Source organism: Sphingobacterium sp. HSC-15S19, from assembly GCF_050433745.1.
GTDB lineage: Bacteria > Bacteroidota > Bacteroidia > Sphingobacteriales > Sphingobacteriaceae > Sphingobacterium > Sphingobacterium siyangense.
Genome location: NZ_JBNPWQ010000052.1, coordinates 22,040 through 33,500, shown reverse-complemented (window position 1 = coordinate 33,500; position 11,461 = coordinate 22,040). Strand labels below are relative to the sequence as shown.

The window sequence follows — 11,461 nt, the reverse complement described above, 5'->3', positions numbered from 1 at the left end:
TTACCTTACCTTACCTTACCTTACCTTACCTTACCTTACCTTACCTTACCTTACCTTACCTTACCTTACCTTACCTTACCTTACCTTACCTTACCAGTTTAGCCTAGACAATCAATCGTTCCTGTCAATCGCTATTTGAACATAGCATAGGGTCGCTAACAAAAAAGCCAGCACCTGTGACAGGTGCTGGCTCAATATGCGATATAAAGCAAATTATTCAGCTATAACAGCGAATTCAGCTGCCGACGCATAATCGTCACCACGTTGGGAATTAAGTCCAGTAAAACGGATATAACGTCCTTTCACAGGCTTTTCGAATCGAACAGTTTTTAATTTTTTATTCCGTTCAAAAGATCCGGACATCACATCTTCCCAGTTCTTCCCATCTTTACTCACCTGAATCTTATAATCCTTGATATCACCATTCGGTCCATCCTGTCTTGGCAGAAAAGTGAAGCCCTTAATTGTTTTGCTACTTCCAGCATCAAAATCAACCCAATGTGGGTACTGTGCTACGGTAACCGAATACATCGTATGCCAAATCGAGGAAGGATTCCCATCCAGTAGGTTCTTAGCATCTCCTTCGCCAGTCTCTTGGCTTGAAGCAAACACCACTTCCATTGGAATAGTTTCGATTTTTGAGTATTGCTGTGTTACCTTTAATTTCTCATTATGCTGATACCAAGCAGTCACGGTACCACCAGTACGTAAATCAAAAGGCGCATTGTAGACACTTGCTTTCGCATTATTCAAACTGTATACAACAGGTTCATTCTTATTACCTGATAAAATAGAAACTTCACCGTTAGAACTTCTTGCCAAAGAAATTGGCGCATCACCGGCAGTCGCTACCTGAGCCTTTGCCATCATATCATTGTGCTGAATCGGACGGATAATAAAACCCATAGACGTTGGCACCGCTTTCACACGGTCTTTTTCCAACGGCGGACCTTGTCCACAGCTGTTACCGCCCAATCCTGTTACCGCAGCATCTAGATGTAGATGTACACCCGAACTTTTTGGCAATTGATAAGGGTGCGGCGCAAATGTCAGTTCGAGCTCACTATATTCCAAAGCGGAAGTTGCTAAATGATTTTTTGCAACAAAGATAGCTCCTTGACCATTATTGTTGGTTAATGCTGTCCAACGCACCTCTTCATTGTTGCTCATATTTTGCGGATTAGGCCATGGCACAAACTGGTCTTTTACAGTACTTTTGTGCAATTCAATAAATTGAGCAGTCTTCCGGTCAGCATAATTGTTGATCGGTCCACGTCCATAGTAACTATAATTGCCAAACTCGGTCGGTAATTGCAAAGAATAGCCCAATCGAGCTAAGACCACACTCGCATTATTGGATGTAATACTTGACGACAATTCAATAGAGCCATCCTTATAGATTGTCCAGATCTGATTGCTTGTAAATTTAAAATCATCCTTACCAAAAGGCTTATCCGTATGTTCTTTAAGGGTATACGTTCCAGAAGTTCCACCTAACAGTGATGCGCCATAAGGTGCTTGCGATTCAATCGTAAACGCCAATACAACTGTTCCATCCTTCTTGGTATAGCTATTTGAAGACAAAACCTTATGTTTCAGGTTATGCAATCCTTTTTCAAACCATCGTTGGTAAGCCCAGTTGTCATTGTCCACCGGAGCACGTAGTGCATCCAATTTAGGACCTTCACCATCGCGGATAACTTGTTTACCGGCATAGTTTAGATTATATATCGAGCCAGTTCTATTGTCAAACTTAACGATAAACTGATCTCCCTTGACCACCTGCAAATCACCTTCTTTGGAAAGCAACGGAGCCGCTCCTTGTGCAACAGATGAAATCAACGGTTTATTTTCAGCCGCTTTGACAAACAGTTGTTCCTCCATTTGTACAAAACCTTTGGCTGCCCAAGGTCGATCCGTATTGAGAATAAACTGTACTTTTACAAAATACTCCGATCCCGCATCCAACTGCGCATAATTTATCGGCAATACAAGCTGCTTGCGTTGGCGCGCCTCGGGCAAATCTGTTGCACTGATTGTACCCGTGCTATTTTTCACCTCTACCCCATTTTTATATAGCGACCATTGAACCTGATAATCGGATAGATCTTTAAAATAATTTTTATTGAAAAGTTCAATTTTCCCTTGTTGAATATCAACAGCTTTTACACCCGCATTTTGGTACACTTTCTTTACCTCATAATACTGTGGCTTAGGTTTCATATCGGCAAAGATCAATCCGTTATTGACAAAGGTTCCATCATTGGGTTTGTCTCCAAAGTCGCCACCATAGGCAAGAAAGCGTTCGCCGGTCTTTTTATCATAATAATACATGGCCTGATCAATCCAGTCCCAGATGGCACCGCCCATAAAAAAGTTGGTCGATTCGATGGCTTCCCAATAATCTATTAGGTTACCAACAGCATTCCCCATTGAATGTGAATATTCCGAAATATGAAATGGATATTTCAATTTGTAGGTACCTTTTACAGCTCCTCTTACCCAGTCTATCGAAGGATATTGGTTAGAACCCATATCAACGATTGTATTGTTACGCTCGTATTGAACAGGTCGTGACGTATCAATTTTTTTAATAGCCTGATAGGCGGCCACGAAATTATCACCCGGACCGGCTTCGTTTCCTAGAGACCAAATAACCACTGCCGGATGATTGATGGTCGAATGCACCATCTCGATATTACGGGCTACATGGGCATTTTTCCATTCAGGAACATGAGAAAGAGACTCTTTGCCATAATAATATTCATGGCTCTCAATATTGGCTTCATCTTCGAGATAAATTCCATATTTATCGCATAAATAATACCAATAAGCAGGTTCTGGATAGTGCGAATTCCGGACATGGTTGATATTCGCCCGTTTCATTAATTTCACCTCAGCTTCCATCTGTTCTCTGGTCACTACTTTACCATGCTCAGGATTGGTCTCATGACGGTTGACACCTTTCAGTTTCACCGTCTTGCCATTGACATAATAATAACGTCCGGCCAAGCCAAATTCATCATCAGCAGCCTTGGTGTCTTTAATCTCAACCTTTCTAAATCCAACGTAGGTAGAAATAGTCTCTATCGTTTTGTTCTTTTTATCTTTCAATTCAGCGACCAAAGTATACCGATATGGTAATTCGGCAGACCATTTATCTGGATTTTTAACGTTCAACGTTGCTGCGATGCTATTGGAAACCTGACCATCCAGGGCTGGCACAGCTGATGAAGCTTCTGTCTGGTCAACAAGGGTATTCTCGTCACTGTATAGCTTATTTTTATAAAGTGAATAAACAACTTTATACCCTTCAGCTTTCTTATTTCCTAGATTGCGTACAGTACTCGTAATTTTCAACGAACCATTTTCATACTTGCTGTCCAAGTCTGGAATAGCCGCTAGATCGCGAATCTGAACTTTTGGCGTTGAAGTCAGGGAAACATCCCGAAATATCCCGGGCAATCTAAACATATCCTGATCTTCCAAAAAGGAAGCATCTGAACTGCGGTAAACTTCAACTGCCAACACATTTTCAGCACCCTTTTTTAAGTAAGGTGAGATATTGAAAGATGCGACGTTCCTTGAATTTTTTGAAAATCCGACATATTTGCCATTTATCCACAGGTAGAAAAAGGAGTCTACACCATCAAAATTGATAAATACCTCACGACCGTCCCAATCAGTAGGTACGGTAAAATTGCGTCGGTACGATCCCACTTCATTACGGTAGACATAAGTTGTCCAATCTTGGGCCGGTGTTCGCATGACTCCACCGCGCCAATCATCGACCTTTACTTGATGATGAAAGATCACACGTTGGTTCGTGTAAATAGGTACACCATATTTTAGGCTTCCATCCTTCTGTATACCATAAATATTCCAGCTCATCGGGACTGGAACAGATTCCCAGGCTCCAACATTATAACTAGGATCATAAAAGTCCTTTGGTCGCTCTTCCGGAGTCTTTACCCAGTTAAACTTCCAGGATCCATTGAGCGAAAGCCAATAGTTACTGTGCTCGGGAAGTACTTTTCTCGCACTTTCTACGTTCTGAAAGGAGAAGAACGAAGCATGTGGCAACTCCTTATTAAGTGATAATAATTGAGGCGATTCCCATTCATTCCCTTTTGGAGCCATTGCAGCTCCATACTGAAAACCGTCGATAGATGGCGTAATCGTTTGCCCTATCGCAACAGTAGTGTCCAGCGACAGCAATGAGGCTAGAATCGTTGAAAAAATAACAGAGTTTCTTAACATAATGTAATTAAGCAATTTAGTCCAGGAAACCAAATGTAACTTCATTTTGCAGTAATAACAAGCAGATTATTAAAGCACTCGATTGCGAAACTTTTTCAATACAAAAAAAGGCCATATAGAACGTTAAAATCGTTTCATAAGAGCTTCCTTCGAGAATTGTACATAAAGCAAAAACATAAAAAATAGAGATGGCGAAAAATCACGATGTCCTCCCAAAAGCAGCAGATTTCAATAAAAAACAAATGCTTTCGGTTTCAAGGAATAAGCCTTATTTTTGGGGATAGATTTCGCTTTAAACAAATAAAAGTTTACGTTTGAAAATATTTCGAAGAATTTTATTTTTCAAAGGGTTACAATTTAAGCATTAAGGTATTAATAGGTGAGTAAATTCAGTAAATCAGTCCTGCTAGAAAATGATGAGCAAATCATTGAAGGCATCAAAGACGGCAACAGCTTGGCGATAGATGCTATCTATAAGCGGTACTATCCGTCTATAAGCCATATGATCTTGCAAAACAATGGAAGTGAGGACGAAGCGAAAGATATTTTTCAAGAAGCTGTCATTGTGCTCTACGATAAAGTTTCCAAAGGGAACTTTGAGCTCAGCAGCAAACTAAAAACATATCTTTACTCGATTTGCAGAAGGCTTTGGCTTAAGCAACTCAATCGTGCTGGTTTTGGCAATAGTGACATTCGAGGTTATGAAGATTCCTTATTTGAGGAAGAAGATCTTCAACAGCATCAAGAACTTGAAAAAAAGTTCGATCAAATGGAGCTTGCCTTAGAGAAAATGGGAGAACCTTGTAAGACAATCTTACATGATTTCTACATCTTAAACCATTCGATGCAGGACATCTGTGAAAAATTTGGTTATACCAATACAGATAATGCCAAGACTCAGAAGTATAAATGCCTACAACGGCTGAAAAAAATATTTTTTTCAACAGATTAAAACTAGTGTAACACCATGGGAACAATGAATCAAAAAGAATTTTTCGAATTAGCAGATCACTATCTTCGCGGCGAATTACCGGCCGAAGAAAAAGCTGCATTTGAATCTTTTTGTGCTGATCAGCCCTCCTATGCTGCCCAATTACAACAACACCGAGAATTTGTTGCCAATATGAAAGAAACTAGTCAACGGCTGGATTTCAAAAATGCATTAGCGCAATCAGCAAAAGAATACCATAAAACCCAAAACAAACCCGCAAAGGTGGTTCCTATAAAACAATCAACGGTAATTTCACTTTGGGAACGTATCAAAGCAAGTTCTTTAGTGGCTGCAGTGGTAGCAGTATTTGCGGTATTTGGCACATTATGGCTGAGCGGTTATTACAGCAACCTCGAGAAAGCATCTTCCGATTACAGCGCGCTACGTAGAGACATGAACAATGTCAAAAAGAACGTCAACGCACACAACGCTGCAATCAGGGATATCAATGACAAAAAATCAGTAAAAGGTACCGAAAGCCAGTTTGGCGCAACAGGATTTATGCTGACAACAGATGGCTATGTTGTCACCAACTACCATGTCATTAGTGGAGCAGATTCGATCTATTTGCAAAATAGCAAAGGTGAATCGTATAAAGCACAAATCGTACATACCGATCCAAGCAAAGACTTGGCTATTTTATACATCGCGGATAAGACCTTTAAGAAAGCTAAAAGCTTACCTTACACATTCAAAACATCGACTTCAGATCTTGGCGAAGATATTTATACGATCGGGTTTCCTCGTGACGAAGCAGTATATGGTCAGGGATACCTAAGTTCATCAACAGGTTATGCTGGTGATACCATTGCTTATCAGATCTCCGTACCTGTCAATCCAGGTAACAGTGGCGGTCCCGTATTGGATAGCAGAGGTAATGTGATTGGTATTATTTCCGGAAAACAACGTGGCATAGATGGTGCTGCCTTTGCAATCAAAACGAAATCAATCTTGAATGCTTTAGCGGACATCCCAAGTGATTCACTGGTTACTGGTCTTAAGATCAACAAAAAGAATAGCTTGGCAGGCTTACCAAGAACAGAACAAATCAAGAAAATGCAAGACTATATCTACATGGTTAAAGTCTATTAGGACGCATTTATAACTTATAAAAAAAGGCAACGTTTTCTCAACGTTGCCTTTTTTTGTCCCTTAATACCAAGCCTAATCCTTACAGATTAGGTTGTGGCGTAGTTCTCAAATACGGTTTGATCTCTTTAAACCCTTTTGGAAATTTAGCAGGAATATCTTCTGTCTTTATCGCTGGAACAACAATAACATCTTCGCCATGCTTCCAGTCAGCAGGTGTAGCCACTTGATAATTGGCTGTTAACTGTAAAGAATCAATGACCCGTAAGATTTCATCAAAATTACGACCTGTTGATGCTGGATAGGTCAACGTCAATTTGATCTTTTTGTCAGGGCCAATAATAAATACGGAACGTACGGTCACTGTTGCGGACGCATTTGGATGGATCATATCGTACAATTCGGATACATGATGATCTTCATCAGCGATAACCGGGAAATTCACTTCGGTATTTTGCGTTTCATTGATATCCTTAATCCAATTCAAGTGATCGTTTACATTATCGACGCTTAGCGCAATGGCCTTCACACCTCTTTTGTCAAATTCAGATTTCAATTTTGCAGTACGACCCAACTCTGTTGTACATACCGGCGTATAATCTGATGGGTGCGAAAAGAAAACGACCCAGCTATCTTTGATATAATCGTGAAAGTCTATTTCACCAATGGTTGTTTGCGCTTTAAAATTTGGCGCTTCATCTCCTAATCTTAAACTCATAATCTTATTTTTTAAATGTGTTTAAATCATATAGTCTACAAATATAGTAGATTAAATTTAGCAAACAAGTAATTCTTCAATTTTTTAAATTAAGATGAAAAAACTAACCCTAATCCAATTGAAAGTAAGGATTTTACCCAAAAACTTATTATGATTACCAAAAGTAGTATAAAAAGTAATTTATTAAATTACTATGCTTGCATAATATATATTTTGTATATTTGAGTATGGTGGTACACCGATCTCATAAAACGATTGTGAGTTGGGAGAAAACCTTTTGAGAGCAAATCTTATTAGATATATAAGTTATCGGCTTAGTAACTGATGAACCAAAAAAACTGAAATGCCATGAATTTTGAATTAAGCGAAGAATATAAAATGATCCGCGACGCAGCGCGGGAATTCGCCCAGGAGCTAAAGGCTGGGGCAATCGAGCGCGATGAAGCCGCAAAATTTCCAACAGATTTTGTCAAGCAGATGGCCGAATTAGGATTTATGGGTATCATGACCCCCGAAGCTTATGGTGGAGCTGGCATGGATACATTGGCCTATGTTCTTGTTCTCGAAGAAATTGCCAAAATTGATGCCTCTGCGGCCGTTATTGTATCCGCCCACAATTCACTGGTATTATATGGACTCAATGCTTTTGGTACAGAGGAACAAAAACAAAAGTACCTGATTCCTTTAGCGAAGGGCGAGAAACTTGGTGCTTTTGCGTTATCAGAACCCGAAGCCGGCTCGGACGCCTCCTCGCAGCACACAACCGCCGAAGATAAAGGAGATCACTATCTACTAAATGGCACAAAAAATTGGATCACCAACGGTGGCCATGCCGATATCTATCTTGTCATTGCACAGACACATCCTGAAAAAGGCCACAAAGGAATCAATGTATTAATTGTTGAAAAAGGACTGACGGGATTTACCATTGGTCCGAAGGAAAACAAATTGGGTATCCGCAGTTCTGATACCCATTCACTTCTATTTTCCGATGTCCGGGTTCCTAAGGAAAACCGCATCGGAGAAGATGGCTTCGGATTTAAGTTTGCCATGAAAACACTCGATGGTGGTCGTATCGGCATTGCAGCACAGGCCTTAGGAATTGCTGCCGGTGCTTATGATCTCGCTTTGGCTTACTCAAAAGAGCGAAAGACTTTTGGAAAGCCAATTTCGGACCATCAGGCCATACAGTTTAAATTGGCCGATATGGAAGTCGATATCGAGGCAGCTCGACTTTTGACGTATAAAGCCGCTTGGACGAAAGACCAGGGACTTCCTTACGGTAAAGAAGCTGCCATGGCCAAACTATATGCATCGGAAGTCGCCATGAAACACACTGTAGAAGCTGTACAGATCCACGGTGGCTATGGTTACGTAAAAGAATATCATGTCGAAAGGTTAATGCGCGACGCAAAAATCACACAAATCTACGAGGGGACCTCTGAAATCCAACGTCTGGTGATCGCCCGCGAGATTCTGCGCTAAGCTGTCAGTCATGTTATGCCTCCAAAAAGTGTCTAACCTTTTTGGGGGCATAACATGACTGACAGTTTTTTAACTTTAAAGGCTCTTCAACTTGTTATCGATCATAGCAAGATATTGATAATCCTGAAAGGCAAAGCTCGCCGTTTCGGCCATCGCCAGATTCAAAATAAACTTTGCTTTGCGAAGTAAATTCTCCTGATTACCATCTGTAGCATTCAAACCATCAAACAACAAGGTTAAAGCCAATGGATGTAGTTGCTGTATTTGAAGATCTGTTTTGAGATATGCCGAAAGCTCACTTTCGGAAAGATTTAAAAAATAGGCCCTGCTCTTTTCGAAGAATTTTTCATAAGCATCTTCAAACACTGCTGGATCAGTCGGCTCCGTAAAGGCATCATGACCTTCTGTCCATATGCGAAGAAATTTACCAATTTCTTCGATCCAATTCATCAATACATCTTTTTTAAAACTTAATCCCATGATCTATGCTTATCTGATCTGTCCATTTCCACGGACAATCCATTTCTCTGTTACCAATTTTTCTAATGCAAATGGTCCGCGGGCATGTAACTTTTGGGTCGAGATACCGATTTCTGCTCCCAAACCAAACTCACCACCATCTGTAAAACGTGTTGATGCATTGGCATATACCGCAGCAGCATCCACTGTGTTCAAAAATTGTTCGATATGGAGTTCACTGGAAGAAACAATACACTCCGAATGTTTGGAAGAATATTTTGCGATATGCTCCAAAGCTTCGTCCAAACTCGAGACCGTCTTTATTGAACACTTCAAATCTAAAAATTCTCTTCCAAAATCATCTTCTTCTGCGCGCTTTAAATTTGAATAATTTTCACCTTGCAGTACCTCATAAGCTGTAGGATCCGCAAAAACTTCCACCTGAGCATCTTCAAAATAAGTTTTCAATTTCTGTAGAAACTCGGGAGCAATAGTACGATCGACCAAAACAGTATCTAAAGAATTACACACCGATGGCCTGGAAATTTTAGCATTAGCAACAATTTTAGCTGCCATGTCCAAATCTGCTGTACGGTCCACATACGTATGGCATACTCCCGCTCCTGTTTCAATGACAGGCACCTTAGCGTGCTCCCTGACATAATCAATCAATGACTGTGAGCCACGTGGTATGATAATATCCACATATTGGGTAGCTTCCAATAATTCCGAAACATGCTTCCTCTCAACAGGCAACAGTTGCACAATAGTTGTTGCGATACCATGCAGCTCCAAAATATTATGGATCACTTTCAACAGCGCTTCGTTGGTGTATAAAGCATCAGAACCACCACGCAATAGACAAACGTTACCCGATTGAATACATAGTGCAGCAACATCTATCGTCACATTGGGTCGCGATTCATAGATTACCCCAACGACACCGAGCGGAACCGTAATTTTCTCGATCTCCAATCCATTCGGCAATATCTTTTTTAGTAATAGCTGATCTGTTGGGTCCGCTAGCTGGGCTATTTGCTTAACACTGTCAGCCAAGCCTTTTAGACGATCGCTATTGAGCAGAAGACGATCCTTTTTGGGGTCATCATCAGACATACGATCCAAATCAATTTTATTCGCTTGTAATATATCCGCAGTATGCGCGACAAGACCATCTGCGATGGCATTTAAAATAGTTATTTTGGTATCAGGAGCCAGTTGTTGCAAAATTTGTTTTGCTTTGGCCGCCGCCTGAAGTTGTTTTACGATGGATTCACTCATAACAATACGATATCATTTGCATGTGCAATTTCTACATTTTTTTTACTGGTCTGGGACAAAGCGGATGAATCCATCTTAGCCCGGGCTACGGCAACGGTTAAGCCTTCTAGATTGACGATATTTAACACTTCTCCTTTTTCAAAATGTTCAACGATACGGGTTACCCCCACGGCTAGCAAACTTTTATGTTTCAATAATGCTTCTTCCGCTCCACGGTCAACCATCAATTCCCCTTTTATCAAACTTCCACTCGCAAGCCATTTCTTGCGGGAAGAGATCTTCTTACTTTGAGCCAGGCACAATGTACCAGTCTCGTGCTTAACCGCTTTTTGGATCGCCTCTTCGGTTTGCATACTAAAAATGACAACAGCAATCCCCATTTGATTAGCCAATCGGGCAAAGTTCAATTTCGAGGTCATTCCCCCCAATCCTACTGAGGATTTATCCTTCCTTGCCAAACCTAAGATATCCCGATCGATGGTTTCAATTTGCGGTATAATCTTGTTGTTTGCATCCAACACACCGGGGACGGAAGTACTAAACAGCAATTTTTCGGCACCAAAACCAACAGCAATCAAGGTTGCCAGCTCATCATTATCTGAAAACTTCAGTTCTTTATTACTCACCACATCATTTTCATTTGCGATTGGAATAACATTGTTCCGCCACAATTCCTCATACGTATTTTTCAATTGTAGAAATTGATCTCGATTGGAAAAATGATGTCGCTCACATAAACTCTGCGCCAATGAAATTTTAAACGGTCGGAAATAAGTTGAATACGTATTAATCAATATGGGGTTCCCAATTGCCGCGGCGGCCTTTCGTTCGGATAACGTTCCCGTATAACTGGGCAGAAAACGTTTACCGGCAGCAACAGCACCTGAAGAGACCAAGACAATATTGTATTTCTTTTGTAAGGAAGCAATCTGCCTAGCGATCTCCAAAACAATACGTTCATCAACTTCTCCCTCTTTCGTGGTAATAGAAGCCGATCCAAATTTGACAACGAGAATTGGCTTTTTCATTTTTTAGTATGTTTTAGTTTAGATTTGAGCACTAATTTACTGAGAAGAATTTGATTTACGCAAAATATGTTAACAATTGAACAATATAATTCAATTGAAAAACTCATGAAATAAGGTCGATTCCGATGGATCAGGAGGCATCCTGAGATG

At 40.5% G+C, this 11,461-nt stretch carries 8 protein-coding genes; 3 read left to right on the top strand and 5 right to left on the bottom strand.

Going from position 1 to position 11,461, the window contains the following annotated elements:
* Positions 1-213: 213 nt before the first annotated feature.
* On the bottom strand, positions 214-4,260 hold the full coding sequence (locus L1283_RS26545; RefSeq protein ID WP_286832094.1) for a glycoside hydrolase family 2 TIM barrel-domain containing protein: 4,047 nt from the start codon (positions 4,258-4,260) through the stop codon (positions 214-216).
* A gap of 379 nt (positions 4,261-4,639) precedes the next feature.
* On the opposite strand from L1283_RS26545, the gene L1283_RS26540 reads away from it, so the two are divergent.
* Together L1283_RS26540 and L1283_RS26535 are read left to right on the top strand one after the other, a co-directional pair.
* Positions 4,640-5,212, top strand: a complete 573-nt coding sequence (locus tag L1283_RS26540) for an RNA polymerase sigma factor (protein ID WP_075990961.1) — start codon at positions 4,640-4,642, stop codon at positions 5,210-5,212.
* 24 nt (positions 5,213-5,236) lie between these two features.
* Positions 5,237-6,343, top strand: a complete 1,107-nt coding sequence (locus L1283_RS26535) for a S1 family peptidase (RefSeq protein ID WP_286832092.1) — start codon at positions 5,237-5,239, stop codon at positions 6,341-6,343.
* 79 nt (positions 6,344-6,422) lie between these two features.
* Here the strand turns inward: L1283_RS26535 and L1283_RS26530 are convergent, their stop codons facing one another.
* On the bottom strand, positions 6,423-7,058 hold the full coding sequence (locus tag L1283_RS26530; protein WP_075990959.1) for a peroxiredoxin: 636 nt from the start codon (positions 7,056-7,058) through the stop codon (positions 6,423-6,425).
* Between the two features lie 348 nt (positions 7,059-7,406).
* On the opposite strand from L1283_RS26530, the gene L1283_RS26525 reads away from it, so the two are divergent.
* Entirely contained in the window at positions 7,407-8,543 is a 1,137-nt protein-coding gene (locus tag L1283_RS26525) for an acyl-CoA dehydrogenase (protein WP_088160151.1), read from the top strand.
* Between the two features lie 75 nt (positions 8,544-8,618).
* Here the strand turns inward: L1283_RS26525 and L1283_RS26520 are convergent, their stop codons facing one another.
* Genes L1283_RS26520 through proB form a run of 3 tightly spaced genes read right to left on the bottom strand, consistent with a single transcriptional unit; the run spans position 8,619 to position 11,311 of the window.
* A complete protein-coding gene (locus L1283_RS26520; RefSeq protein ID WP_232475671.1) occupies positions 8,619-8,993 on the bottom strand; it encodes a hypothetical protein in 375 nt (124 codons plus the stop codon).
* Positions 8,994-9,032: 39 nt separating this feature from the next.
* On the bottom strand, positions 9,033-10,283 hold the full coding sequence (locus tag L1283_RS26515; protein WP_088160150.1) for a glutamate-5-semialdehyde dehydrogenase: 1,251 nt from the start codon (positions 10,281-10,283) through the stop codon (positions 9,033-9,035).
* The gene (gene proB, locus L1283_RS26510; protein ID WP_046672306.1) at positions 10,280-11,311 is read right to left on the bottom strand and encodes a glutamate 5-kinase; all 1,032 of its coding nucleotides are present in this window, start codon (positions 11,309-11,311) and stop codon (positions 10,280-10,282) included. The genes L1283_RS26515 and proB overlap by 4 nt, the downstream gene beginning before the upstream one ends.
* Positions 11,312-11,461 lie beyond the last annotated feature (150 nt).